Annotated in this window: 24 protein-coding genes; 10 read left to right on the top strand and 14 right to left on the bottom strand. The window is 57.5% G+C overall.

What is annotated here, in order from left to right; all coding sequences use genetic code 11:
* Nucleotides 1-36: 36 nt before the first annotated feature.
* Both ACRZ96_RS12955 and ACRZ96_RS12950 read right to left on the bottom strand, forming a co-directional pair.
* Nucleotides 37-1,611: a lysine--tRNA ligase gene (locus ACRZ96_RS12955; RefSeq protein WP_480814710.1), complete on the bottom strand. Its 1,575-nt coding sequence runs from the start codon at nt 1,609-1,611 to the stop codon at nt 37-39.
* 187 nt (nt 1,612-1,798) lie between these two features.
* Nucleotides 1,799-2,707, bottom strand: a complete 909-nt coding sequence (locus tag ACRZ96_RS12950; protein ID WP_480814709.1) for an alpha/beta fold hydrolase — start codon at nt 2,705-2,707, stop codon at nt 1,799-1,801.
* Between the two features lie 239 nt (nt 2,708-2,946).
* Here ACRZ96_RS12950 and ACRZ96_RS12945 point away from each other — a divergent pair, with 239 nt between their 5' ends.
* Nucleotides 2,947-3,369 carry a tellurite resistance TerB family protein gene (locus tag ACRZ96_RS12945; RefSeq protein ID WP_170395941.1) on the top strand — a complete coding sequence of 141 codons (423 nt, stop codon included), beginning with the start codon at nt 2,947-2,949 and terminating at the stop codon, nt 3,367-3,369.
* On the opposite strand, the gene dacB is transcribed toward ACRZ96_RS12945, so the two are convergent.
* The 3 genes from dacB to ACRZ96_RS12930 all read right to left on the bottom strand — a co-directional run bounded on the left by dacB (nt 3,366) and on the right by ACRZ96_RS12930 (nt 6,035).
* Nucleotides 3,366-4,844, bottom strand: a complete 1,479-nt coding sequence (gene dacB, locus ACRZ96_RS12940; RefSeq protein ID WP_480814708.1) for a D-alanyl-D-alanine carboxypeptidase/D-alanyl-D-alanine endopeptidase — start codon at nt 4,842-4,844, stop codon at nt 3,366-3,368. The genes ACRZ96_RS12945 and dacB overlap by 4 nt on opposite strands.
* 67 nt (nt 4,845-4,911) lie before the next feature.
* Entirely contained in the window at nt 4,912-5,532 is a 621-nt protein-coding gene (locus ACRZ96_RS12935) for a nicotinate-nucleotide adenylyltransferase (RefSeq protein WP_480814707.1), read from the bottom strand.
* A 32-nt stretch (nt 5,533-5,564) separates the two neighbouring features.
* A complete protein-coding gene (locus ACRZ96_RS12930) occupies nt 5,565-6,035 on the bottom strand; it encodes an MOSC domain-containing protein (RefSeq protein ID WP_480814706.1) in 471 nt (156 codons plus the stop codon).
* Between the two features lie 138 nt (nt 6,036-6,173).
* On the opposite strand from ACRZ96_RS12930, the gene ettA reads away from it, so the two are divergent.
* Together ettA and ACRZ96_RS12920 are read left to right on the top strand one after the other, a co-directional pair.
* Entirely contained in the window at nt 6,174-7,841 is a 1,668-nt protein-coding gene (gene ettA, locus ACRZ96_RS12925) for an energy-dependent translational throttle protein EttA (RefSeq protein ID WP_480707176.1), read from the top strand.
* Nucleotides 7,831-8,622, top strand: coding sequence for a hypothetical protein (locus tag ACRZ96_RS12920; RefSeq protein WP_480814705.1), 792 nt, complete (start codon nt 7,831-7,833; stop codon nt 8,620-8,622). Before ettA ends, ACRZ96_RS12920 begins: the two co-directional genes overlap by 11 nt.
* Before the next feature lie 119 nt (nt 8,623-8,741).
* On the opposite strand, the gene ACRZ96_RS12915 is transcribed toward ACRZ96_RS12920, so the two are convergent.
* On the bottom strand, nt 8,742-9,290 hold the full coding sequence (locus tag ACRZ96_RS12915) for an REP-associated tyrosine transposase (protein WP_480707172.1): 549 nt from the start codon (nt 9,288-9,290) through the stop codon (nt 8,742-8,744).
* 327 nt (nt 9,291-9,617) lie between these two features.
* Between ACRZ96_RS12915 and ACRZ96_RS12910 the strand changes: the two genes are divergently transcribed.
* Nucleotides 9,618-9,824, top strand: a complete 207-nt coding sequence (locus ACRZ96_RS12910) for a cold-shock protein (RefSeq protein ID WP_010442474.1) — start codon at nt 9,618-9,620, stop codon at nt 9,822-9,824.
* A gap of 167 nt (nt 9,825-9,991) precedes the next feature.
* A complete protein-coding gene (locus ACRZ96_RS12905) occupies nt 9,992-10,546 on the top strand; it encodes a L,D-transpeptidase (RefSeq protein WP_170395928.1) in 555 nt (184 codons plus the stop codon).
* On the opposite strand, the gene ACRZ96_RS12900 is transcribed toward ACRZ96_RS12905, so the two are convergent.
* Nucleotides 10,543-11,157, bottom strand: a complete 615-nt coding sequence (locus tag ACRZ96_RS12900; protein WP_480814704.1) for an SOS response-associated peptidase — start codon at nt 11,155-11,157, stop codon at nt 10,543-10,545. The genes ACRZ96_RS12905 and ACRZ96_RS12900 overlap by 4 nt on opposite strands.
* Before the next feature lie 9 nt (nt 11,158-11,166).
* Nucleotides 11,167-11,787: an arylesterase gene (locus tag ACRZ96_RS12895; protein ID WP_480814703.1), complete on the bottom strand. Its 621-nt coding sequence runs from the start codon at nt 11,785-11,787 to the stop codon at nt 11,167-11,169.
* 69 nt (nt 11,788-11,856) lie between these two features.
* Here ACRZ96_RS12895 and ACRZ96_RS12890 point away from each other — a divergent pair, with 69 nt between their 5' ends.
* Nucleotides 11,857-12,552, top strand: coding sequence for an ATP-binding cassette domain-containing protein (locus ACRZ96_RS12890; protein ID WP_170395925.1), 696 nt, complete (start codon nt 11,857-11,859; stop codon nt 12,550-12,552).
* Entirely contained in the window at nt 12,549-15,077 is a 2,529-nt protein-coding gene (locus tag ACRZ96_RS12885; RefSeq protein ID WP_480814702.1) for an ABC transporter permease, read from the top strand. The genes ACRZ96_RS12890 and ACRZ96_RS12885 overlap by 4 nt, the downstream gene beginning before the upstream one ends.
* Before the next feature lie 2 nt (nt 15,078-15,079).
* Here ACRZ96_RS12885 and ACRZ96_RS12880 read toward each other — a convergent pair whose 3' ends face one another.
* Entirely contained in the window at nt 15,080-15,526 is a 447-nt protein-coding gene (locus ACRZ96_RS12880) for an RrF2 family transcriptional regulator (protein WP_170395922.1), read from the bottom strand.
* 94 nt (nt 15,527-15,620) lie between these two features.
* On the opposite strand from ACRZ96_RS12880, the gene ACRZ96_RS12875 reads away from it, so the two are divergent.
* Nucleotides 15,621-16,232, top strand: a complete 612-nt coding sequence (locus tag ACRZ96_RS12875; protein WP_170514025.1) for a gamma-glutamylcyclotransferase family protein — start codon at nt 15,621-15,623, stop codon at nt 16,230-16,232.
* 16 nt (nt 16,233-16,248) lie between these two features.
* Here ACRZ96_RS12875 and gltX read toward each other — a convergent pair whose 3' ends face one another.
* Together gltX and ACRZ96_RS12865 are read right to left on the bottom strand one after the other, a co-directional pair.
* The gene (gltX, locus tag ACRZ96_RS12870) at nt 16,249-17,574 is read right to left on the bottom strand and encodes a glutamate--tRNA ligase (RefSeq protein ID WP_170818627.1); all 1,326 of its coding nucleotides are present in this window, start codon (nt 17,572-17,574) and stop codon (nt 16,249-16,251) included.
* Nucleotides 17,575-17,634: 60 nt separating this feature from the next.
* Nucleotides 17,635-18,069, bottom strand: a complete 435-nt coding sequence (locus ACRZ96_RS12865; protein ID WP_480707167.1) for a DUF1801 domain-containing protein — start codon at nt 18,067-18,069, stop codon at nt 17,635-17,637.
* 116 nt (nt 18,070-18,185) lie between these two features.
* On the opposite strand from ACRZ96_RS12865, the gene ACRZ96_RS12860 reads away from it, so the two are divergent.
* Nucleotides 18,186-19,118: an MBL fold metallo-hydrolase gene (locus ACRZ96_RS12860; RefSeq protein WP_170395914.1), complete on the top strand. Its 933-nt coding sequence runs from the start codon at nt 18,186-18,188 to the stop codon at nt 19,116-19,118.
* A 3-nt stretch (nt 19,119-19,121) separates the two neighbouring features.
* Here ACRZ96_RS12860 and ACRZ96_RS12855 read toward each other — a convergent pair whose 3' ends face one another.
* The 3 genes from ACRZ96_RS12855 to ACRZ96_RS12845 all read right to left on the bottom strand — a co-directional run bounded on the left by ACRZ96_RS12855 (nt 19,122) and on the right by ACRZ96_RS12845 (nt 22,821).
* A complete protein-coding gene (locus ACRZ96_RS12855) occupies nt 19,122-20,453 on the bottom strand; it encodes an NAD(P)/FAD-dependent oxidoreductase (RefSeq protein ID WP_480772029.1) in 1,332 nt (443 codons plus the stop codon).
* A 149-nt stretch (nt 20,454-20,602) separates the two neighbouring features.
* A complete protein-coding gene (locus tag ACRZ96_RS12850; RefSeq protein WP_170395910.1) occupies nt 20,603-20,944 on the bottom strand; it encodes a hypothetical protein in 342 nt (113 codons plus the stop codon).
* Nucleotides 20,945-21,162: 218 nt separating this feature from the next.
* Entirely contained in the window at nt 21,163-22,821 is a 1,659-nt protein-coding gene (locus ACRZ96_RS12845) for an NAD+ synthase (RefSeq protein WP_480707163.1), read from the bottom strand.
* A gap of 141 nt (nt 22,822-22,962) precedes the next feature.
* On the opposite strand from ACRZ96_RS12845, the gene ACRZ96_RS12840 reads away from it, so the two are divergent.
* Nucleotides 22,963-24,468: an MORN repeat-containing protein gene (locus ACRZ96_RS12840; protein WP_480707161.1), complete on the top strand. Its 1,506-nt coding sequence runs from the start codon at nt 22,963-22,965 to the stop codon at nt 24,466-24,468.
* The last annotated feature ends 1 nt before the right edge of the window (nt 24,469 follow it).

Raw genomic sequence — 24,469 nt, 5'->3', positions numbered from 1 at the left:
TGAATCAAGAGTAGCCCCACACGGGATCAGGTCAAATCAGACCAGTTCTCCGGCCAGCGCCTTGTCGATCAGAGCTATCGTCTCCGGTACGCCATAAAGCGCGATGAACCCACCGAACCGAGGACCCTGCGACGCCCCCAGCAGCACCTCATAAAGCGCCGTGAACCAGCCGCGCATCGGATCAAACCGCTCGCGCCCGATGGAATAGACCACCGATTGCAGTGCCTCGTCTTCCATCGGGCCATCATAGGCTTCCAACGCCGCCTTCAACGCCTCCAGCGCCTCGTGCTCTTGCTCTGTCGGCGCGCGGTGCTTGCGCGTCGGTTTGACAAAATCGTTGAAATACCGCACCGCAAAGCCCGCCGCTTGATCCAAATCGGGGTGCGTCTCGGCAGTGGCTTCAGGCGCATAGCGGCGGATAAAGCCCCACAGCGCCTCTTTGTCTTCGGCCCCCGAAACAGACGCTAGGTTCAACAGCATCGCAAAAGGAACCATAAGCGTGGATACGGGCACATTCCCACCGTGGATATGCCACACCGGATTGTTCAGCTGCGCCTTCAGGTCCTGTCCCGGATAGGCCCGCAACTGTTGATGATATTCATCATACGCCTTTGGGATCACATCGAAATGCATCCGCTTCGCGGTCTTGGGCTTTTGATACATGAAATAGGCCAGCGACTCGGTGGGCGCATAGGTCAGCCATTCATCGATCGAAACACCATTGCCCGACGACTTCGAAATCTTCTGGCCGTTCTCATCCAGAAACAGTTCATAGCTGAAATGTTCCGGCGCACGACCGCCCAAGGCCCGGCAGATCGCGTCATAGATCTTTTCGTTAGTGGCATGTTCCTTGCCATACATCTCGAAATCAACGCCCAAAGCGGCCCAGCGCGCGCCAAAATCAGGCTTCCACTGCAGCTTCACATTGCCGCCAGTCACGGGCAGCGTCCATTCCTTGCCATCCTCGTCATCGAAGGTGACAGTGTAGGTATCGGCGCAAACCTTCTTCATCGGCACATACAGAACCCGCCCGGTCTCGGGATGGATCGGCAGGAAGATCGAGTAGGTCTGCTGACGTTCTTCGCGCAGGCTTTTCAGCATGATGGCCATCACGTCGTCATACTTCTCAACGGCGCGCTTCAGGATCTCGTCGAACTGGCCCGAGCGGTAAAACTCGCGCGCCGAATAGAACTCATACTCGAACCCGAAAGTATCGAGGAACCGGCGCAGCATCGCATTGTTATGCTCACCAAAGCTGTCATATTCACCAAACGGGTCCGGCACCGAGGTCAGCGGACATTGCAGATAATCCTGCAGCGCCTCGGGGTTCGGCACATTGCTGGGCACTTTCCGCATCCCATCCAGATCGTCCGAGAAACAGATCAGCTTGGTCGGGATATCCGACAGCGCCTCAAACGCGCGCTTGACCATCGTGGTCCTCGCGACCTCACCAAAGGTGCCGATATGCGGCAGACCTGAGGGGCCATAGCCCGTCTCAAACAGCACATATCCCTTCTCCGGAGCGCCCTGCTTATACCGTTTGAGCAACCGCCGCGCCTCTTCAAACGGCCACGCCTTGGACGTCATCGCGGTTTCACGCAGGTCAGACATTTGGATACTCCATCGGGAAACGTGCCAGACACCCCATGCGCCCGGACCGGCCCCTGTTATTGTGCAGGTGCAGTATGAGTCAATAAAGGGTGGTGATTTTCATGCCTCTATGAGCATGAATACCATGCCATCAATATCTGCTCTGAATTACGAATGTCCGCAACGTTGGATTGCCGCCTTTGACTTGCTAAGACAAACTAGCGACCGCGCCGACAAATTCGGTCCACCGCTCGCGATCTACAAACCCATAATGCCCCGCACCCGACCACTCATGCGCTGTGCAGTCGCGAAGTTCGGAGCAAAGGTGTCGCGGCATATCCGGCGAGATAATGTCGTCCGCCGTACCATAATACATTTCCACCGGTTGCTGGATGTCACCTGGCGAAAAGCCCCAGTCCCAAAGGGCCATCGTCATTTCGAAAACTCCTTCCTCGTATTGCAGATAACCAAGACGAAAGTTCTCTTCGAACAAGGCTTGCTGCTCTGGATTGCGGAGCATTGTTTTGGCTTCATTGGGCATTTGGTCAACGACAGACTCCACATATGAAGGGATGTCTTTCAAAGCACTATTAGCGCCAATACGCTCTGCCCATCGGATCAGTAAGCTCAGGTGGCGCAATTTTGCGATGGTTTTCAGATCCTTCAGTACCAGCATCTTGGTGACACCGGGCTCATCGAATGGTGCCACAGGAGAAGCGAGCGCAACTTTACGCACACGTTCAGGCATGTGAAATGCTATAGCCAAAGCGTGGGGGCCGCCTCCGGAATGGCCCGCTACATTGAATGTATCGAGGCCAAGTTGATCCGCCAGATCCTCCATATCAGCGCCCCAATCCATCATTCTCCGATCCTTCTTCGGGCTCGACCCTCCAACACCCGGTTCGTCGGCGGAAATCCAGTGTACGCCGAGCGAAGCGGTCAGACTGTCGTCAGGATGACGAATTACGTGAGAGTCGGAAAACCCATGGCTGAAAATCACTGGAGTTCCATCTGGGTCGCCGTAAGTGCTGAATGCAAGCGTTCTGCCATCTCTAAGAGTTATATGATTGGTCAATTTGTTCTCCAAAAACAAAATAACTTTGTGTGGTGAGTTCATTGGACTGCTGGCATAGATTTAATCCAAGAGTACGAGCCGATCTCACCTCTTTTGCACCATAACTATTGGTCCGCATAATGAAACGCCGATGTCAGATTGAGTTTTCAACGGACGTTTACATCAAAGCCGAAATCACCCACCTTCATTGATCGCATTCATTGCACCCCAAAACTACCAGTTGAACCTCCCCGCACCCGCTCCTATCGTGCGGCAACAAACGTTTCATTCAGGACGACACCATGACCGAGCAAACCCCACATCCGATGTCCCCGCAGGATTGCCTTGTGGCGATCATGGTGGCGATTTCCGCCTCGGACGAGAACATCCGAACCGCAGAGCTGGTCAAGATCGAAGGCGCGGTCAACATGCTGCCGGTGTTCGCGGGTTACGATATCGACCGAACCCGCCGCGTCTCGCAGATCGTGTTTGATCTGTTTGAGCAGGTGGACGGGCTGGATGCCCTGTTCGGACTGATCCGTGACAACCTGCCCGAACGCCTGAACGAAACCGCCTACGCGCTGGCCTGTGATGTGGCCGCCGCTGACGGCACTCTGGCCGAAACCGAACTGCGTCTGCTGGAAGAAATCCGGTACGAACTCAGCATCGACCGCCTGCACGCTGCCGCTATCGAACGCGGGGCACGGGCGCGGCATACAACCTAGCTACCGTAGAGCGTACCCCAACGCTCAATCAGATTGCGTTGCAATTTGCGAGACCGCCGGTTCCAAGCCCGCGCGCCGTCCGGGCGCTCGCGCGACGCACGCGGGATCGTGGCGCGGTGCGCGGTGTCGGCTGTGAAGATCGCAAAGGCCAGATCCACTCCATCTGCCGTTGTCATGTAACCGCCAAGACCCGAGACGAAGTTCAAAGTACCCGTTTTTGCGTCGACCTTGATCGGATGATCCTTGACCGGCTGCCCATTTTTGTCGGCCAGCGTGAAGGACCGAAGCAACGGCCGCAGCTCCTCTGATTGCCCCGCCGCCACCAGCGTATTGACCAGACCGGCGGGGGCCATACGTGAGGAACCGCTAAGTCCGGAATGATCGACCATCGCGATCCCATCCGCGCCAAAACGCTCTGCCGCCCATAAGTTCATTTCTGCGGCTGACTCCTCAAGGCTCTGCGGCGCAACCCCGCGCGCCTTGGTGGCCGCCAAACCCACCATTTCGGCGGTTATATTGGTCGAATATCTCAGCATCCCCTTCAGGATGCTTTCCAACGGATCGCTCTGATGCACCACCAGTTCGGTCCCTTGCGGTGCTTGCCGCGTCACCTGCACCCGGCCCAGCACGATCCCGTTCACGCGTGCCAAAGTGCGGAACACATCTCCGGCATAAAGCGCAGGCTTGCGCACCGGCAGCCAGCGTGCCCCGCCATTGCCTAGCGCGCCTTTGGCCACGGTCCAGCGATCCTGTCGCGCGCTTGGCTGATAGGTGTAAATCGGCAGGCTGCGGCTCTCGACTCGCATCGATGCCATCTCTACCGAAGGCGTATAATTCGCGCTGCGCGCATCCATGGTCACGCCATAGCCAGATCCTTCGCGTTTCCACTCGAAATGCACACGGTTGAAATTCAGGGAAATCCCGCTGATCGACGGGCTATAGCCCAGATGATCCGGCTGCCCCGGATCAATGCTGAAGACGTAGGGCAGCGCACCATCAAAGACTTTGAACGCGCCCTTCACCTCGGTGATCCCGGCCTTGCGCAGATTGGCTGCCATTGTGGCCAGCGCGTCTGTATCCAGCAGCGGATCACCGCCACCCGCAAGGATCAGGTCGCCTTTCAGAATGCCATTTTCGACCGGTCCATCCGCGATCAAGCGCGTTTCGAACCGATACTCCGGACCCAGCACATCCAGCGCATAAAGCGCGGTCAGCGCCTTGGCGACGCTGGCTGGTGGTAGGCTTTGGCCCTCGCCGAACACCTCCAGCGGCGTTCCGGTTTCCACGTCGGCCACGGCGAAAACAACCTCGCCCTTCAGCCCCGCTGCCTGAACCAGTCGCTCGGCCCCGCTGGGCTGCGGGCCACGCAGCACAGGGCGCAGAGACACCAAAGGCGCCTCGGCCAGACCTGCGCCCGGAACCAGAGACGCCCCTAATCCACCCAGAAACAAACGACGCGAAATTCGATCGACCATGGGTCTATTAGAATCCCAGAGCTTAAATGCAGACAATCACTTGATTAAGATTATGCGCCGAGAGGAGTCATTCCGGCAACACCCCATCGCCCCAGATGCCGCGATTGCGAAGATCAGTTGAACTCAAATCAACCATCGGCACGTTCACGAAACACCATGCTGGCGCGTCCGCACGCCCCAGCAAATGCCGCGCCTGTCCATCAATGCGGTACTTGGCATAAAGCCGCGCCGCCGGGGACATCCGGGCCGAAATCCGATCCCCCCGCCGTGCCACCACGCCCACCGGGATACTGTCCATGATCAGCCGCCAGTCCTTCCAGCGATGAAACTGCGCCAGATTATCCGCGCCCATCAGCCAGACGAATCGGACACCCGGATAAAGCCGCCTGAGCGCTGCCAACGTATCCGCCGTCGCCCGCGTACCCGTCAGTGCTTCTATATCCGTGACCTCAACCCGAGGATGCCGCATCACATCGCGCGCCGCCGCGACCCGTTGCGCCAAGGGCGCAGGCCCGCGTTCCTTCAGCGGATTGCCCGGAGACACCAGCCACCACACCCGATCCAGCCCAAACGCCTTCATCGCTTCACGCGTCACATGCACATGACCTTGATGCGGAGGATCAAATGACCCTCCGAACAACCCCACGACCTGCCCGGCCCCCGCATATGGAATGGTACTGCGTTCCATCCTCTGCTGATGTTCAGAACTGAGAGGTGTTGTCAATCAATCGGCTGCACCACATCGCCAAGCCTGACTTGCCCCGGCTGCACTACTTCGGCACACCAACCCCCATGCCCCCGCACAGCAGAATGGCCGCCTTTGCCCAACGCCTCCTCCATCCGACTGCATGGAGCGCAGATCACGGTAAAGCGTAAAATGGCCTCTCCCACTTGCACCTCACGCCCCTTAAGCGCCGCCAGATTGATCCCAGAAACCACCAGATTGCGCCGCAGGATCTCAGGCATAACCGATCCCTGCCCCAGATAAGAGCCAATCGCCGCCAGATGTTCCTGCTGGATCAAAGTCACCGCCCGCTTGCCCGCCCGGCTGCGGTCGCCGTCGAGCCCATCGGCTGAGACCCAAACATCGTTGCGCCCATCCATTTCCGCTCTGCGGCCGGGACGTAAACCGATCCATGTCACCCGGCCCGGTTGCGCCCAACCGGCAATCAGTTCCGCAAGTTCTGCCAAAACCCCACCACTCCTTGTCGTGTTGGTTCTACCGGATCAAACGACCACAGAAAATTCACAAAACCACCAGCTTGCCCCGCCCGCTCGCCTCGGATATCCAGCGTTCCAACTTGATTTCCCCGACCCAGAGGACGCGACATGGCCGCCTATCAATATGTCTACCACATGCAGGGTGTCTCCAAGACCTATCCCGGTGGCAAGAAGTGCTTTGAAAACATCCACTTGAGCTTTCTGCCCGGTGTGAAAATCGGTGTTGTCGGTGTCAACGGCGCGGGTAAATCGACGCTGATGAAGATCATGGCCGGCCTCGACACCGACTTCACCGGTGAGGCATGGGCGGCCGAGGGCGCCAAGGTCGGCTATCTGCCGCAGGAGCCGCAACTGGATGAATCGCTGACCGTCCGCGAGAACGTCATGCTGGGCGTGGCCGCGAAAAAGGCCAAGGTCGACCGGTTCAACGAGATTGCCATGGAGATCGCCGAGAACTATACGGACGAGCTGATGGAGGAAATGACCACCCTGCAGGACGCGATCGACGCCGAGAACCTGTGGGACCTCGACAGCCAGATCGACGTCTCGATGGAGGCGCTGCGCTGCCCGCCGGACGATACCAACATTGCCAACCTCTCGGGCGGTGAGAAACGCCGCGTGGCGCTCTGCAAGCTGCTGCTCGAAGCGCCCGATATGCTTCTGCTCGACGAACCAACCAACCACCTCGACGCCGAGACCATCGCCTGGCTGCAACAGCACTTGATCGACTACAAGGGCACCATCCTCATCGTCACCCACGACCGGTATTTCCTGGACGACATCACCGGCTGGATCCTCGAACTCGACCGCGGTCGCGGCATTCCGTACGAGGGGAACTATTCCGCATGGCTGGAACAAAAAGCCAAACGGCTGGAGCAGGAAGCCCGCGAAGACAAGTCCAAGCAGAAGACCCTGCAACGCGAACTGGAATGGATGCGTCAGGGCCAGAAAGCCCGTCAGGCCAAATCCAAAGCCCGGATTAACGCTTATAATGAGCTGGCCGAACAGTCCGAACGCGAAAAGCTGACCCGTGCCCAGATCGTCATCCCCAACGGCCAGCGCCTTGGCGGCAAGGTGATCGAGGTCGAGGGCCTGTCGAAACACATGGGCGACAAGCAACTGATCGAAGGGCTGGACTTTGCCCTGCCACCCGGCGGCATCGTCGGCGTCATCGGCCCCAACGGTGCCGGTAAATCGACCCTGTTCAAGATGCTCACCGGTCAGGAACAGCCCGACAGCGGCACCATCACGCTGGGCGACACGGTCGAGCTGTCCTATGTCGACCAGTCCCGCGACGACCTGAAAGACAACGACACCGTGTGGGAGGCGATCACCGGCGGCGCCGAGATCATCCAACTGGGCGACGCGCAGGTCAATTCCCGCGCCTATTGCTCGTCGTTTAACTTCAAGGGTGGCGACCAGCAGAAGAAGGTCTCTCTACTGTCGGGTGGTGAGCGCAACCGTGTCCACATGGCCCGCCTGCTGAAAGAGGGCGGCAACGTCCTGCTGCTCGACGAACCAACCAACGACCTGGACGTTGAAACCCTGCGCGCACTGGAAGACGCGCTGGTCGATTTCGCCGGCTGCGCCGTGGTGATCTCCCACGACCGCTTCTTCCTTGACCGGATTTGCACGCATATTCTGGCCTTCGAGGGCGATGCCCATGTGGAGTGGTTCGAGGGCAACTTCGAGGACTACGAAGAGGACAAAAAACGCCGTCTGGGACCGGACGCGCTGGAGCCCAAGCGGTTGAAGCACAAGAAGTTTGCGCGGTGATTTGATTGGAAAAAACAATCTAAGAAAATACATCCATTTTGGCGCAGTATTGCTTTTCGTTCGAAGCAATGCAGAGGATAGTTTGCCCTACATCGGAGAGGGATATATCCAACAAAATTTGGAACGAGTATTTAGTTACATCGAAGAACTAAATCTCAAAGTTTCAAACAATGCGTCAAAAAAACTCAAAGAAATGAAGGCGGAATTTGACAACAAATATAAAGATGGTTCGAACTTAGAGGCTCCCGACGGCAAGGCACGATTTGAGGAGATCAATGTTCTACAAAGAGTTATACTTGCCGAAGCAGAAGAATTATCCGCGTTCTTCCCTGATGAAAGAAGATACAATACCGACCTTTTGTTCGAAGATATCTCTGGAATATTTGGCAGAGAAACCTTTGGTCGATTGCCGGAAAACGCACAGAAAGACTTCCAAGAAGCCGGCATGTGCATAGTACTTGGACGCGGAACAGCTGCTGCTTATCACTTGATGCGCGGTTCAGAATGTTGCCTAAAGCATTTGTATTTCTCTGTTATCAAACAAAAAAGATTGAGCAAACCAATGTGGGGCCCAATGGTAAAAGCGCTATCAGAGCGCAAAGCACTTGACGATGCCTTGAGCGGAACTCTGGACAATTTCAGAAGCGGTTTTAGAAATCCTGTAGCTCACCCCGACAAGTTTTATACCATTGATGAAGCTCAAGATCTTCTAGGCACAACCACCCAACTTGTTTCTCTGATTGCCAACCACGACAAATACGTAACGCCGAAGCAAGCGTAGGATGGGGTTTCACCCCATCACGCACTCAACGATCATACCCGAAAACTCGCACGATCTGTTCCCGCGCACCAAACCACTTGCAAACTCCAACCTCTCAAATGATGGGGTAAGACCCCAACCTACGGCTCTCCGAACGTGCCATCGGTGACCACACCGCTCCACTCCGGATCAACCCGACCTGCACGAATATCGCGATGGATTGACGAATACGGCCAATCGGTGGGGCGCTCGACCAACCCGTGCTTCACCGGATTCCCCCGACAATATGCCATATGATTGCGATAATCCGTTTCATCCCGAATTGCATGCTCCCAAAACCGGCGCTGCCAAATCCCGGCATCCCCTTTCGCAATTTTCGAATCTGTGCGTAAGGTGGGGTTCCACTCCACCACTCCCGACGCCTTCACCCCACGCGTAAACCGCGCCTTAATCGCACCCCACCGTGTCGAATAATCCGCATCCCCCGGCGGCAAGGTCCACACCGCGTGCAAATGATCCGGCAACACCACAAGCGCATCGCACCAGAACGGCCGCTCCCTCTGGGTCACTGCAAAGGCGGCCCGCAAATGCGCCACCTCTCGCACCAGCAAATCCGACGACCGGTCGGCCAAAGACACGGTGAAAAAATACTTGGCCCCGGGAATGCGGACGCGTCGATAATCGCTCATGCTGTAACTTGATCATGACGAGGGTTAACGGATTCTGAATGCCACTCCGACGCGCCAGATAAATAACCGGACCTTATCAAAGCTCTGCTAACTAATAACCAGAACCATCGGCGGATTTTTGTACAAGACGGACGATTCCGCCTCAAACCCTTGTACAATCCATACAATCCGCCCTTGCCACACCGTCTGACCGATGCCATATCCAAGAGGCTTACGTTTTTCTATTTCGACCTGCAGTCTCCTTCTACGGCGCTCAGTCTATCGATACAGACAACGACGCCGGGCTGCCGCATCCACGTGGGCAGCACTAAACAGGAGACAACGGATATGCCCGCAGGCACCGTAAAATGGTTCAACACCACCAAAGGCTATGGCTTTATCGCACCCGAAGATGGCGGCAAAGACATCTTCGTACACATCTCGGCTGTCGAGCGTTCGGGCCTCACCGGTCTGGCCGACAACCAGAAGGTCACGTACGAGCTGCGCGCTGGTCGTGACGGCCGCGAAAGCGCCGACAATATCGAACTGGCCTAAGCCATTCAAAGGGCGGGATTTTTCCCGCCCTCTCCGCTATGCCCGCGCCCCGTGTGTGGCATAGGGAATACATCACAATCGGGTTATTCCTCCCCGGTGATTGACCAAATCCGCTATCATTTCAAAACTAGCGTTATGATTTCTTTGGTCATTTGAGGGATGTCACCATGTTCACACGCCGCGTATTTCTGGCCGGTACTGCCGTCAGCCTGCTTCCGGGCGTTGTCAGCGCCAAGAAAGCGGTCGAGTATGATCCCACGCCACAATTCGTGCGGGTCAAAAAGCAATTCCTACCCGGTCAGCTGCTGGTCGTTCCCCGTTCCTTCTACCTTTATTACATAACCGAACCCCGCAAAGCGATCCGCTATGGCTGCGGCGTCGGCAAAGCCGGACTGGAGTTTACAGGAACCGCAACTATCGACGTAAAGAAGGAATGGCCCACCTGGCGACCGACCGATGAGATGATCGAACGCGACCCGGTGGCCTATGGTCGGTTCAAGGACAACGACTATGTCCAACCCGGAGGGAGCGATAATCCACTGGGCGCGCGCGCTTTGTATCTGTTCCAAAACGGAGTCGACACCTATTTCCGCATCCATGGCACCACACAACCGCAAACCATCGGTCGCGCGGCCTCGAACGGCTGCATACGGATGCTGAATGAGCATGTAATCGATCTGTACAACCGGGTGCCGATTGGAACCGTGGTGACCGTGGTCTAAGCCGCCGACCAATCCACATCGTCGGCTTTTTCAATCCTCAGGCGACCTTCTGGCCATGGGCGCATCAGCTTCTGCGCCGCTTCTTCGGATCCATGTAACCAGCAATCCACATCCTGCGACCCCAGCAACACACCCATACGGTGGTGGATCGGCTTTACATCGGCATTTGGCTCGCAGGTGACTGAGGCGACCTGATCCACACGCTGCCCACCAGGGGCCTCCCAACTATCCGTAATTGCAGCAAATAACAGCGGTATGCCATCCTTCGCTGCGATACGCCATGCAGTTTTGCGCCGTTTCTCTCCGGTCCACTCGTACCAGCCATCAACTGGTATAACTGCGCGCCCAACACCTTCGAATGCGCTTTTGTCAAAAACCGTTTCAGAGCGAGCGTTGATAATGGTCTCCATCACCGGACGTCCGCGCGCATTGACCCTGCCGACCGGGATCATCCCCCAACGCATCATCTTCAAGCCTTCACCGGTCAATACCGTCACCTCCTGACCCGGTTGAATGTTTCTGCGCGGGGGTTGAGGCCTTACGTTATCTTTCACGTTCAGGAACTTAGCTATCTCGCCAATTGGTCGTGTGAGAAAAAACCGGCCTGGCATAGGACCCTCCTAATCGGTAGCACGCTCCGCTAAAGCCAGTACAAAAGGTCCTAGCGCGTCAACGATCAGCGCAACGCCTTGGGCATTTGGATGGATGCCATCAGATTGCATGAACTGGCGCGCGACTGCAGGATCGCCCTCGGTCGCGATCCCGTCAAAGAAGCTTTCCGCATAGATCGCGCCATACTGCTGCGCCAGTTCCGGATACATGGCATCGAAACTTTGCTTGTAATCCGTCCCATAGTTCCCGGGGGCTTGCATGCCGATCAGCAGAACTTTGACATTCGCAGCGTCAGCGGTGTTCAGGATTGCCTCAAGATTGGCGCGCGACACATCCGGATCGATACCGCGTAACAGATCATTGCCGCCGAGGGCTACAATCATGCCATCGACCTCTGGCGTCAGAGTCCAATCAACGCGGGAGGCTCCTCCTGCGGTCGTATCCCCGGAAACACCGGCGTTGATAAGCTGAATATCCGCCCCTTCCTCCTGCAACCAGCGTTGCAGTTGGGGCACAAACCCGTCTTGTTGCGGAAGTCCATATCCTTGTGTCAGGGAATCTCCGAGCGCCGCAATCACCACCGGCTCAGCCGTCGCGGCAAATCCGCAACAGATGAACACGCCTGACATCAAACCCTTGCGCAGCTTCTGTATCGCGCCATATCCCAATGGACTGTACCCCTCTTGATGGCCTGATCGATGACGACACCCGTTCTCACCCTCCAAGATGCCGCATTATCGCTGGATGGCAATGCCGGAAGAGTGGATATCCTGCACGACATCACCTTGACTGTGAGCAAGGGTGAAACTCTGGGGCTGATCGGTCCCTCTGGTTCCGGAAAGTCTTCGCTACTGATGCTAATGGGCGGCTTAGAACAGGCAACCGGTGGACGCGTTACCGCATTGGGCCAAGATTTGACGAAAATGAGCGAGGATGCACTGGCACGGTTCAGAAGAGATGCCATGGGCGTAGTGTTTCAGAATTTCCACTTGATTCCGACGATGACCGCGCTTGAGAACGTGGCGACCCCGTTAGAACTCGCGGGACACAAAGATGCATTCCAGCGCGCCGCGGCCGAGTTGGAGGCCGTGGGCCTTTCACATCGTATCGATCACTACCCGGCGCAGTTGTCCGGCGGCGAGCAACAGCGTGTGGCGCTGGCCCGCGCTTCGGCCCCGCGCCCGCATATATTACTGGCAGATGAACCAACGGGAAATCTGGATGAAACCAACGGTTCAGCAATCATTGATCTGTTATTCGGACTGCGGGACCGTCACGGGGCAACTCTGGTTCTGGTCACGCACAGCCATACGCTGGCTCAGAAATGCGACCGCGTTGTGCGCTTGCGCGATGGGCGTATCGCCGAGGAATCCCAGCGTGAGGCCGCCGAATGAGCCTGCGTCTGGCCGGTCGCCTGGCCCGGCGCGAACTGCGCGGTGGGTTGCGCGGGTTTCGGGTGTTTCTGGCCTGCCTGGCTTTGGGTGTTGCAGCAATTGCTGCGGTTGGCATGGTGCGCCAAGCCATTCAGACCGGATTGCAACAAGAGGGCGCGTCGCTCTTAGGCGGCGATGCCCAGTTGGAGTTCACCTATCGCTTTGCAAACGATGAGGAACGTGACTGGATGGCGGACACCGCGCAAGCAGTGTCGGAGGTCGTCGATTTCAGGTCCATGGCCGTCACGGGTGATGGCGCAGGCGCGCAACGGGCGTTAACTCAGGTGAAGGCCGTGGACGGGGCCTATCCGCTGTTGGGATCGGTGGCTCTGGAACCCGCAGTTTCTTTGCCCGAGGCCTTGGCGGGCGCCAATGGGCTGCCCGGCGCCGTGATGGCTCCGTCCCTGATTGACCGCCTGAACCTTGCGATTGGGGACCAATTTGATCTCGGCACGCAGAGGTTCGTTTTGATGGCCTCGCTGGAACACGAACCGGATGGTGCGGCAGATGGGTTCTCGCTGGGACCGCGCACGTTGGTTCGAACCGAGGATTTGCAATCATCGGGCCTGCTGGCTCCGGGTACTTTGTTTTCCACCAAATACAGGATGAACTTGCCGCAAACCGCCGAGTTGGAGGCGCTGTCGCAGCAGGCCAGGCAGGCCTTCGAGGGAACCGGCATGCGCTGGACTGATGCCCGCAATGGTGCGCCCGGGATATCCGAGTTTGTAGGGCGCCTCAGCGCGTTTCTGGTGCTGGTTGGTCTGTCCGGATTGGCGGTTGGGGGGATCGGCGTATCGGCTGCCGTGCGCGCCTATCTGTCCCAGAAAACGGAAACCATTGCGACATTGCGGACTTTGGGCGCTGATCGGGCCACAATCTTTCAGACATACATGATCCAGATCGCCGTTCTTTCAGGCGTTGGTATCGTCATGGGTTTGACCCTGGGCGCGGCGCTTCCAATGCTGCTGGCACCGGTTATCGAAACCCAACTGCCGATCCCTGCTGTATTCTCGCTATATCCGCAGCCCCTGTTCGAGGCCGCACTTTATGGTGTGCTAACCGCGTTCCTGTTTACGCTTTGGCCTCTGGCCAGAACCGAGGAGGTGCGTGCGGCAACATTGTTCCGGGATGCGCTGACTTCGGCAAGCAGCTTCCCGCGCTTGATCTATGTAATTGCGACTGCAATTGGCCTGGCCGTACTGATCGGAGCCGCCGCTTGGTTCAGCGGTTCAACCCGGTTGACCCTCTGGACAAGCGCAGGTCTGGCGGGGGCGCTCACTTTGCTGACCCTTTCTGCCATTGCCATTCGCAAATTGGCCCGCGCGGGCGCTCCTTGGGCCAGAGGGCGTCCAGCCCTGCGGTGGGCGTTGTCCGCCATCTCTGACCCACGCGAAGGCGCAGCATCGGTGGTCCTGTCCCTTGGGCTCGGCCTTTCGGTCCTTGCGGCGGTGGGGCAGATCGACGGCACGCTACGCAATGCGATTTCGGGCAACTTGCCCGAGGTCGCACCCTCGTATTTCTTCGTCGATATCCAGAAGGATCAGATGCCCGGGTTCAGCGAACGTCTCGACACCGACCCTGCCGTCAGTCGGGTAGAAAGCGCTCCGATGCTGCGTGGGATCATTACCAAAATCAATGGCCGACCCGCGCGCGAGATTGCAGGCGATCACTGGGTTCTGGACGGCGACCGAGGCGTAACCTACTCTGCCCGCCCCCCACGGAATGCCCGCGTGACTGACGGGGTTTGGTGGCCAGAGGACTACAGCGGCCCAGCGCAAGTCAGCTTTGCCGCAGAAGAGGCCGACGAGATGGGCCTGAAACTGGGCGATGAGTTGACCGTTAATATCCTGGGCCGCGATATCACAGCTGAACTCACATCGCTGCGCGAAGTTGATTTCTCCACTGCAGGAATGGGTTTTGTCATGTCGATGAACCCCTCTGCCTTGGCTGGTGCCCCGCATAGCTTCATCGCTACCGTCTATGCCGAAGAACAGGCCGAGGCCGCCATTCTGCGTGATTTGGCCAGTCAATTCCCCAACATCACGGCAGTCCGGGTCAGAGACGCCATCGACCGGGTATCAGGCCTGCTGGCAGGGCTTGCAGCAGCCACGTCATATGGCGCAGGGGTTTCTCTGTTGACCGGGTTTTTAGTGTTGATCGGTGCGGCGGCAGCGGGCGAACCGGCGCGTAGGTACGAGGCAGCGATCCTCAAGACTCTGGGTGCCAACCGTGGGCGCATATTGCGCAGCTTTGCCCTGCGGGCAATCCTTTTGGGAGCAGCCGCAGGTTGCGTTGCTTTGCTGACCGGAATTCTGGGCGGTTGGGCCGTGGCTACTTATATATTCGACACAGAGTTCGCGGTCATCTGGCCATCCGCGCTTGGGATCGTCATCGCCGGTGTTGGCGTTACCTTAGGCGCGGGGATGGTCTTTGCCCTGCGCCCGCTTTCAGTACGCCCTGCGCGTATACTGCGCGCCAGCGACTGAGTTCAGCGCATACAAGCGACAGGCTGCAATATTTTCAGCAATTGGTCATTGTCGCAAACCAACGCATCGAGCGTGATTTCGTCCAGCGACGCATAAAACACCTCAGCCGCATCTTGCAGCGCCAACCGGAGGCGGCAGGCATCGGTCAGTGGGCAGGTGTTGTCAGCATCCGCAAAACACTCGGCAATCGGCAACCCGCCTTCGACATGGCGAAACACGGACCCGACCCGGATCTGATCCGCCGGGCGTGCCAGCGTCATGCCGCCATTGCGGCCGCGTTGTGTGCTGAGATAGTCTAGCTGGCTCAGTTGGTTGATCACCTGTGCCAGATGGTTTTCTGAAATATTACAGACATCGGCGATCTCGGCCTTCGTGACCAGCCGTTCCTGATGTGCGGCGCAATACATCAAAACACGCACCGCGATATTCGTCCGTTTGGTAATCCGCATTAGGGCCTCCCGAATCTAAAGGTGAAGCTTTATTGCATGTCTCGTAAAAAGACTGTTTGACATACATCAATCGTCAAAGAAGGACGCGACCCGCATGGCAGACCCTTATTTCTTCGGCTATGGCAGCCTCGTGAACCTGTCGACGCATGATTTCCCCGACCCGCGCCCAGCGCGACTGAAAGGTTGGCGACGCGCATGGCGGCACACGGATCTGCGCCCGGTGGCGTTTTTGACCGCTGTGCCGGATGCTGATTCCGAGATCGATGGTATGATCGCCCATGTTCCTAAAAACGACTGGGCCGCGTTGGATGAAAGAGAATGGGCCTATGACCGCGTTCCAGCCACACGGTCGGTCACGCACACTCTGACGCAAGAGGTGGAAATCGCTGTCTACGCAGTCCCGCATGATCGACACACCGCGCCCAGCAATCACCATCCCCTATTGCTCAGCTATATTGATGTTGTCGTGCAAGGGTATCTGCGGGCTTTTGGACCAGAGGGCGCCGATCGCTTCTTTGCAACAACCGATGGTTGGGATGCTCCGATTTTGAACGACCGCGCCGAGCCCCGTTATCCCCGTCACCAACAATTGAAGCAGGCCGAGACCGAATTCGTGGATGACCGCCTGCAACGCGTTTCGGCGCAAGTTTTGCGACCCGGAGAACAAAGAAAGGCAGGTGATTTACCTGCCTCCTTCGTGTTCTAAAGCTCTGACCCTGAAGTCAGCCGCGAGCGCGGATCACCTGCAACAGCGGCAGCAAGGTCGCCATTTCGGGCCCGCGCTCCATCCCCGTTAGCGCTTTGCGCAGCGGCATGAACAGGCCTTTGCCCTTGCGGCCTGTGGCCTCTTTCACGGCCTTGGTCCATGTGCCCCAAGTTTCCCCATCGAATGGGCCTTCGGGCAGCAATGAGACAGCCTGAGCGATGAACTCACGGTCCTCGTCAGCGATCAGGGGTTCGGCCCCATCACGACACAATTCCCACCATCCCTCGAGATCGCTCAGCGTCGTGATGTTTTCGCGCGCCATGGTCCAGAAAGGCTCGGCCAGTTCAGCAGGTACACCTGCTTTAGCAACGGCATCGGCCACATCGGCCAGCGGTAGCGATTGCAGGTGCTTCGCGGTCAGCGGGAACAGGTCCTGCACGTCGAACTTGGTTGGGGCCGCACCGAAGCGTGTAACATCAAAGCCGTCGATCAACTCTGACATATCCGAGCGCAACTCAACCGGATCTGACGACCCCAGACGCGCCATCAGGCTCAGTAAGGCCATTGGCTGCACGCCCTGCTCTCGCAGATCGCGCAAGGCCAGAGTGCCCAAGCGTTTCGACAACGCCTCTCCCTGCGGGCCAGTCAGCAACGAGTGGTGCGCAAAACGCGGACAGGTGCCGCCCAACGCCTCGATGATCTGAATCTGCGTTGCGGTGTTGGTGACATGGTCCGAGCCGCGCACGACATCGGTTACGCCCATCTCGGTGTCATCGACCACAGAGGCAATCGTATAGAGAACCTGACCATCGCCCCGGATCAGCACCGGGTCGGATACTGAAGCTGCATCGATCGAGATGTCGCCCAAAATGCCATCGTTCCATTCGATACGCTCGTGGTTCAGTTTGAACCGCCAGACGCCATTGCCACGCTCAGCGCGCAGGGCTTCTTTCTCGGCATCGCTGAGGTTCAGCGCTGCACGGTCATAGACCGGCGGCTTGCCCATGTTCAGTTGCTTCTTGCGCTTGAGGTCCAGCTCGGTGGGCGTCTCGAACGCCTCATAGAACCGGCCCATCTCGCGCAGCTTATCGGCGGCCTCGGCGTAGCGGTCCAGACGCTCCGACTGTCGCTCAACCCGGTCCCAATGCAGGCCCAACCACTCCAGATCCTGCTTGATCGCGTCGACATATTCTTCCTTAGACCGCTCGGGATCGGTGTCATCAATGCGCAGAATGAACGTACCGCCAGCCTTGCGGGCGATCAGATAGTTCATCAGGGCGGTGCGCAGGTTGCCCACATGGATGTAACCGGTGGGCGACGGGGCAAAACGGGTCGTGGTCATGGAAGTCTCCTGTTGGCGCGGCTCATCTCACATGGGCGCGATTTTGTCCAGCAGGGGCTTTCAGGTCGGTTCAACCGGCCAAATGCCATCTAAGCGTTCGAGCCCGGCTTTGATGAGTTCACGAAGCACGTCGAGATCAATATCCGGTAGCTTATTCACATATAGGCAGGATTTACCCAGCTTGTGCTTGCCCAGTCTCGATAAGATATCTCCGAAGTCGGCATACCCTGGCATGATGTAGATGGAATGCGCCGCCTTGCGCGGAGAGAACCCAGTTGCGAGAAAGTCGCCCTCGCGCCCTGACGCATAGCGATAATGATATCGACCATAGCCAATGATCGACGGGCCCCACATTACTGGCGCATAACCTGTGGTTTCACGAAACAGCCTGTCCAGCACGTGCGCCTCCTCCGCCTTGCGGGTCGGCTGAATACTCGCCAGAAAATCAGCAACGTTTTGCTCGGTGGGTACGGTTTTATTCGCAGATCGCGGCATGAACAAAAATTAACACGTAATGTTCAACCACGCAGCCCATATAACAGTGCCATAGTATGGCCACAGGCCCAGACTGACCTAATTCAGTCAAACATGCTCTGACAGGGAGAACGACCATGACCATCAGATTGACTCGCCGGGCGGCGCTTGGAACGGTTGCGGCTCTGCCGCTTGCGGCAGCTACTTCGCCTGTTCTGGCCGCAGGTACCGAGACCAAAGCCAACTCTACAATAGCAAAATCGTTTCAACTGGGCGATTTCACCGTCACCACCTTGTTGGATGGCAGCCTGCCTCGTGATGGTGCGCAAGACATTTTCGGCGGCGGCGCCTCGGATGAAGATTTCGCCCGTGTATCGGCTGACAACTTCATCTCGCCAGATGTTGCGCAGTTCTTCTTCACACCAACGCTGGTTAATACGGGGTCCGAGATGATCTTGTTTGATACTGGGCTTGGCCAAGGTGGAATTCAGGCCGCGTTGGCCGACGCCGGCGTAACGCCTGATCAGATCGATGTGGTGGTCATTACCCACATGCATCCCGATCATATCGGTGGTATGACAACCAATGATGCCGCGACTTTTGCCAATGCGCGTTATGTAACAGCAGCACCCGAATACGACTTTTGGTCAGCGCAAGACGCGGGCAACCGAGTGGGTGATATGGTTGCAGCCAAAGTCACCCCGATGGCAGAGAAGATGACCTTTATCGGGGATGGTGGTGAAGTCGCATCCGGCGTCACCGGTATGGCAGCGTTTGGGCATACTCCGGGCCATATGGTCTATCACCTAGAAAGCAACGGTCAGCGTCTGGTCCTGACGGCGGATCTTGCAAATCACTATGTCTGGTCATTTGCACATCCTGAATGGGAAGTGCGATTCGACATGGACAAAGCCGCTGCAACGGAATCGCGCCGGAATGTGCTGGGCATGCTGGCTGCGGACAAAGTGCCTATGATCGGCTATCACATGCCTTTCCCAGCCGCTGGTTATGTCGAATCCCGTGGCGACGGGTTCCGGTTCGTGCCGGTCAGCTATCAAATGATGGGCTAGGAGCTAAAAACCAGCATCCGGCCGCACTTTTGACCCATCCGTGAAACGGGACAGGCGAAAGGCGGTCGGATCAACGCAAGGCGTGCTTTCCGTAACAAGGTCCGCCACTAATCGACCTGCGGCAGGACCGATGCCAAAACCGTGGCCGGAGAAACCGGTCGCAATATGAAGGCCCAGCACCGCGTCCACTTTCGAGATGACCGGGATCGCATCCGGGGTCACATCGATCAGGCCGGCCCAGCTTTGCACGATCTCCGCACTATCAAGCGCAGGCAACGCCTTGCGGGCGTTGGCCCACGCCCTTCGCAACACTTTCTGGGAAGGTTCCGGGTCGAGTACTCGGCAATGTTCAAACGGTGTCACATCGGTCGGCAGCCAGCTTCGGTCTTCATTCGCCTCGACCATCCAGCGTCTCGAAAGGCGAAACCTTAAGGACCGCCACTCTTGCCGGAATGCGGGCAGAAACTGCAACCCGAGTCGGAAACTGTCGGGAACGATATCCACCGTATTCTCGTGACCCGAAGCTATGGTGTATCCCCCGTCCGAGCGCTTTCGAATGGCAAAATCATCACTCCAAAGCGACACCTCTGGCCCTTCTGCAACCGGAGAGGTCCGCATGACCGTATTGAGCACTTTGAGCTGTGGCAGAGCGATTCCAGCGTTCCCCGCAAACAGCCGAGACCAGGCTCCGCCTGCAAGTACGACTTGACTACACCTTACGCGGCCGCGTTCGGTGAAAACACCTGCGATCCGGCCCGCAGCAACATCGACACTTCGCACCGCGCATTGCGTCATGATCGCGGCCCCACGGTCGCGCGCCGCCTCGGCGAATGCGGGGGCCGCCCATTGCGGCTCGGCTCGCCCGTCCTGCGGCATGTAAAGCGCTGAGCGCAGTTTCATACTGTTATCCGACAGCAACCCGTCCAGTTCAGGGCCGGATACCATGCGAGCACCTGTTTGCAGCCCTTCAACATGGTCCAGCCATCGCGTCAGGTTTTCATCGTCTCGTGCGCCAGATGCGCCAAACACGATTCCTGATTGAACATAGCCTGTGGCGCGTCCCAATCGCGCATCCAGCCCTTGCCAGATTCTAAGCGCCTCTTGCATCAGGGGGATCTCGCGCGGATCACGTGTCCCAAGGCGCACCCAGCCCCAATTGCGCGAGCTTTGCTCGCCCGCAATCCGGCCCTTCTCGCACAACAAAACGGAAGCACCTCGCTCAGCAAGCTCGAAGGCTGCCGAAGCCCCGATGATTCCACCACCTATGACGACAACATCTACGTGTTTGGGAAGTGTGAGATCAGATTCGACGGGTGTCGGTGTGGGGCCTGGCATTAACCGCTCGGTGCTCGTTCATCGGAGCGACATCCAGCCTGAAGGCGATTTCACTGGCAATGTAGAAAACGGTTGGTCCCGGGCAATTGCCGGAACCTGTGGCCAATTGGCCAATGCGCGGCGAATAACGCCGCGCAGATGCGTTCAGATTACGCCGCCCCGGAAAGTTGCGCCCATTTCTGGCGCAGTACCGTGCTGAGCTTGGGATCGGACTTTGATGCAAGCGATTCCTGTGGCTGCAACACCGGAAATTCCGATCGCAACGGAACCGGGCCTGCCACCGCGCCGGGCGTCGGCTCTTCCTGGCTCATAATGTCTGCAATCGCAGCATCCAGCGCCTGTTCATCCAACTTGCGCGGCGCTGATTCCATAGGCTTCAACTGCAACGGAGAATGAAGCGGCTTATCGTATCCATTCGTCATTTGACCACCAATACCTTTACTGACATCCCAAACACGGATGCCTTTTCCCAGTTCCACAATCCCGGTCATCGGCTCTGAAAATGGCAGGCCAACCTACCGGATTGCGTCACATCCGCCCCATATGAGGCAGACCCCTGTCGTAAATGTGGCAAAAAAAGGACGCACGTACAAGCGAAACATAGTCTTTTCATCGCACAACTGGCTGAAATGGATAAACAAACTGCCGCAGAAATCCACATTACCATGCACTTTCGAAACAATGGTAAATTCTTCAATCAGAGCGGTGCTTACGTTCTATCCCGCCAGCGATTTACAATCGGATAGCGGCGATCCAGCCAGAAGGCCCGCGGTGTCAACCGTGTGCCAGGCGCGGACTGGAAGCGCTTGTATTCACTAATGTAAATCAGATGTTCGACCCGCCGGGCCTCGGCCTCGTCAAATCCGGCTGCAACGCAGTCGGCGATTGAGCCATCCTGATCCACCAAAATATCAAGAATCGCATCGAGAACGGGGTAGTCCGGCAGGCTGTCGCTGTCTTTCTGGTCTTCACGCAATTCAGCACTTGGCGGCTTGTCGATCACCGAAGGGCGTATGACCTCACCCTCGGGACCCATCATCCAATCGCGATGATTGGCGTTGCGCCAGCGGCAGGTCTCGAACACGCGGGTTTTGTACAGATCCTTGATCGGGTTATAGCCACCGTTCATGTCACCATAGATAGTGGCGTAGCCGACTGCGACCTCGGACTTGTTGCCGGTGGTCAGCAGCATCTCGCCAAACTTGTTCGAGATCGCCATTAGCAGAAGACCGCGCAGGCGAGACTGGACATTTTCTTCGGTCAGGTCCTCATTCCGCCCTGCAAAAAGCGGAGCCAAAGTGTTGGTTACCGCTGCGCGTCCCTCAGAGATCGGCACAAAGTCGTAGTGCACGCCCAGCGCCTTGGCGACGGCTTCGGCATCATCCAAAGAACTTTGGCTTGTATATTCCGAAGGCAGCATTACGCAGCGTACATTTTCCGCACCGATCGCATCCACGGCTATTGCGGCCACCAGCGCCGAGTCGACGCCGCCCGACAACCCCAGCACAGCTTTGCCAAACCCCGTCTTGCCCATGTAATCGCGCAGAGATTGCACCATCGCGCGATAATCCTGCTCCCATTCGTCGGGTTGCGGCACGACTTCACCAGCCACAATACGCCATCCGTCATCTTGGCGCGACAGATCGATATGGCTGACGGCCTCATCGAAGACGGGCATGCGGAACGCAAGCTCTCCACCCGGGTTCAATCCAAACGTAGCACCGTCGAAAACCTGATCATCCTGCCCGCCGACCATGTTCAGGTAGATTACCGGCAGACCCGTTTCGACCGTGCGAGCCACCATGTGGTTCAACCGGATATCGTATTTGTTTCGAAAATAGGGCGAGCCGTTGGGGATCAGCAGAAACTCGGCCCCGGTTTCTTCCAGTGTCTCGGAGACATCCTCGTGCCACCCATCCTCGCAAATCGGGCTACCGATACGAACATTTCCAACCGCATAAGGGCCGCCCATAGGACCCGCATCATAAAGGCGTACTTCATCAAAGACGGTTTCATTGGGCAAATGATGTTTAAGAACTTTGCTGACAATCCGCCCACCTTTAAGGATCAGGTAGGCGTTATAAAGCTTCCCATCTTCAACCCAAGGACCGCCGATGGCCAACGCCGGGCCGTCGGCACAGTCTTCAGCCAACGCCTGCACCGCATTCATCGCGGCCCGATGAAACGCGGGCTTCATCACCAGATCCTGGGTATTGTAGCCGGTTATGAACATCTCGGGCAGCGCCACAAGATCGGCCTGCGCCGCGCGCCCTTGCTGCCAGGCTGCAGCAGCCTTGGCGGCATTACCGTCGATATCCCCAACCATTGGGTTCAATTGCGCCAGAGTGATGCGGAAACGATCGGCCATTTTTGCCCTCTTGCCCTCATGTCTTTCAGGGATTTAGCAGATCACACCGCGAGTGAAAGGCAAATGCGCCAAAAGCCGTTGCTCTGCCCTCGGCGGTATCTTAGTTTTGCGCCAACACAAACACCGCAGGCAGGTACAAAAATGAAAGCGATCCGCACATCCCTTACCGCTGCAACGCTTACAATGCTGGCATCTTTTGTGATCGCCCAACAGGACGGTCAGATTGTCATCGCTGATGATGATGTCGGAGGTGTCTACGAGGGCACGTTCGAAAACGGGCTGCGCCATGGCACCGGCACTTACCGCCTGCCGAACGGTTTTGAATATTCCGGTCAATGGGTCGAGGGCGAGATTCAAGGGCAAGGCACCGCGCGCTACGCCAATGGCTCTGTCTATGAAGGGACATTCACCAAGGGCCAACCAGAAGGGCGCGGCAAAATCGTCTATTCTGATGGCCAGTCCTATGAGGGCGAGTGGGCCAACGGCACGATAAACGGAACCGGTATTGCGACATATTCCAACGGCTCGCGATACGAGGGCGGCTTCAAGGACGCCAGATATCACGGTCACGGCGTGCTGACCGGCCCGGATGGCTCGGTTTATGAGGGCGACTGGGTAAACGGCCAGAAAACCGGCAGCGCCAAGATCACCTACGCCGATGGAAGTACCTATGAGGGCGACTTGAATGGCGGGCAACGGCATGGTCAGGGCAGTCAAGTCTGGGTCGACGGCATGACCTATGCCGGGTCATGGGCCAACGATCAGATGGCCGGAACAGGCCGTTTGGTTCAACCCAACGGAGATGTCTACGAAGGCGAAATGGTCGAAAATCGCCGACAGGGCAAAGGCAAGTCCATATACGCCAACGGTGCGACCTATGAAGGCGACTATTCTGACGACCAGCGCCATGGTCAGGGCACCTACAAGGGCAGCGACGGGTTTGCGTACACAGGTGCCTGGCAAAAGGGCCAGATTGAGGGCCTGGGTGAGATGCTCTATCCCGATGGTTCGGTTTATATCGGCGACTTTCTGGATGACCTGCCTCATGGCAAGGGGCAAACGACATACCCCGACGGATCAATTTACGACGGCAACTGGATCGCCGGGATTTTTGAGGGCACCGGCACGGCAACCTATCCCAACGGAACGGCTTATACGGGCCAGTTCAAAAACGCCCGCTTCGACGGCAAAGGTATTCTGACCTTTGCAAATGGCTATCGCTATGATGGCGATTGGGTAGACGGTGTCCGACAGGGGAAGGGCAAGGCTACGTTTCCGGACGGGATCATTTACGAAGGCGATTTTCTGAATGGCAAGCGTCACGGCAAGGGAACACTGACCCGACCGGGCGGATATAGCTACACAGGCGACTGGGCCAACGGCAAGATCACTGGATTTGGAACCGCCACCTATGAGACCGGTGATGTCTATGAGGGCAATTTTCTGGAAAATAAACGCCACGGTGACGGCACGATGCGTTTCGCGGGCGGCGAGGTTGAGATCGGCGTCTGGGAAAATGACACGCTGGCGACCGAAACAGAGACTGCCCCCGAAACCCCCGCTGCGGGTGCTGAAACCACTGAGCCAGACTCTACCCCCGACGCGCCCGCCCCTGACGCGACAGACCCGGATATAAACGACGGCTAAA

The organism is Ruegeria sp. CF1 (assembly GCF_056537445.1).
Note: the sequence above shows the minus strand (reverse complement) of the source record. Positions and strands in the feature narration are given on the sequence as shown.

Excerpts from the sequence above, each read along its gene's own strand:
- ACRZ96_RS12955 (WP_480814710.1), bottom strand. The coding sequence starts at position 1,611 with ATGTCTGACCTGCGTGAAACCGCGATGACGTCCAAGGCGTGGCCGTTT.
- ACRZ96_RS12950 (WP_480814709.1), bottom strand. The coding sequence starts at position 2,707 with ATGAACTCACCACACAAAGTTATTTTGTTTTTGGAGAACAAATTGACC.
- ACRZ96_RS12945 (WP_170395941.1), top strand. The coding sequence starts at position 2,947 with ATGACCGAGCAAACCCCACATCCGATGTCCCCGCAGGATTGCCTTGTG.
- dacB (WP_480814708.1), bottom strand. The coding sequence starts at position 4,844 with ATGGTCGATCGAATTTCGCGTCGTTTGTTTCTGGGTGGATTAGGGGCG.
- ACRZ96_RS12935 (WP_480814707.1), bottom strand. The coding sequence starts at position 5,532 with ATGGAACGCAGTACCATTCCATATGCGGGGGCCGGGCAGGTCGTGGGG.
- ettA (WP_480707176.1), top strand. The coding sequence starts at position 6,174 with ATGGCCGCCTATCAATATGTCTACCACATGCAGGGTGTCTCCAAGACC.
- ACRZ96_RS12915 (WP_480707172.1), bottom strand. The coding sequence starts at position 9,290 with ATGAGCGATTATCGACGCGTCCGCATTCCCGGGGCCAAGTATTTTTTC.
- ACRZ96_RS12910 (WP_010442474.1), top strand. The coding sequence starts at position 9,618 with ATGCCCGCAGGCACCGTAAAATGGTTCAACACCACCAAAGGCTATGGC.
- ACRZ96_RS12905 (WP_170395928.1), top strand. The coding sequence starts at position 9,992 with ATGTTCACACGCCGCGTATTTCTGGCCGGTACTGCCGTCAGCCTGCTT.
- ACRZ96_RS12900 (WP_480814704.1), bottom strand. The coding sequence starts at position 11,157 with ATGCCAGGCCGGTTTTTTCTCACACGACCAATTGGCGAGATAGCTAAG.
- ACRZ96_RS12895 (WP_480814703.1), bottom strand. The coding sequence starts at position 11,787 with ATGTCAGGCGTGTTCATCTGTTGCGGATTTGCCGCGACGGCTGAGCCG.
- ACRZ96_RS12890 (WP_170395925.1), top strand. The coding sequence starts at position 11,857 with ATGACGACACCCGTTCTCACCCTCCAAGATGCCGCATTATCGCTGGAT.
- ACRZ96_RS12885 (WP_480814702.1), top strand. The coding sequence starts at position 12,549 with ATGAGCCTGCGTCTGGCCGGTCGCCTGGCCCGGCGCGAACTGCGCGGT.
- ACRZ96_RS12880 (WP_170395922.1), bottom strand. The coding sequence starts at position 15,526 with ATGCGGATTACCAAACGGACGAATATCGCGGTGCGTGTTTTGATGTAT.
- ACRZ96_RS12875 (WP_170514025.1), top strand. The coding sequence starts at position 15,621 with ATGGCAGACCCTTATTTCTTCGGCTATGGCAGCCTCGTGAACCTGTCG.
- gltX (WP_170818627.1), bottom strand. The coding sequence starts at position 17,574 with ATGACCACGACCCGTTTTGCCCCGTCGCCCACCGGTTACATCCATGTG.
- ACRZ96_RS12865 (WP_480707167.1), bottom strand. The coding sequence starts at position 18,069 with ATGCCGCGATCTGCGAATAAAACCGTACCCACCGAGCAAAACGTTGCT.
- ACRZ96_RS12860 (WP_170395914.1), top strand. The coding sequence starts at position 18,186 with ATGACCATCAGATTGACTCGCCGGGCGGCGCTTGGAACGGTTGCGGCT.
- ACRZ96_RS12855 (WP_480772029.1), bottom strand. The coding sequence starts at position 20,453 with ATGCCAGGCCCCACACCGACACCCGTCGAATCTGATCTCACACTTCCC.
- ACRZ96_RS12850 (WP_170395910.1), bottom strand. The coding sequence starts at position 20,944 with ATGACCGGGATTGTGGAACTGGGAAAAGGCATCCGTGTTTGGGATGTC.
- ACRZ96_RS12845 (WP_480707163.1), bottom strand. The coding sequence starts at position 22,821 with ATGGCCGATCGTTTCCGCATCACTCTGGCGCAATTGAACCCAATGGTT.
- ACRZ96_RS12840 (WP_480707161.1), top strand. The coding sequence starts at position 22,963 with ATGAAAGCGATCCGCACATCCCTTACCGCTGCAACGCTTACAATGCTG.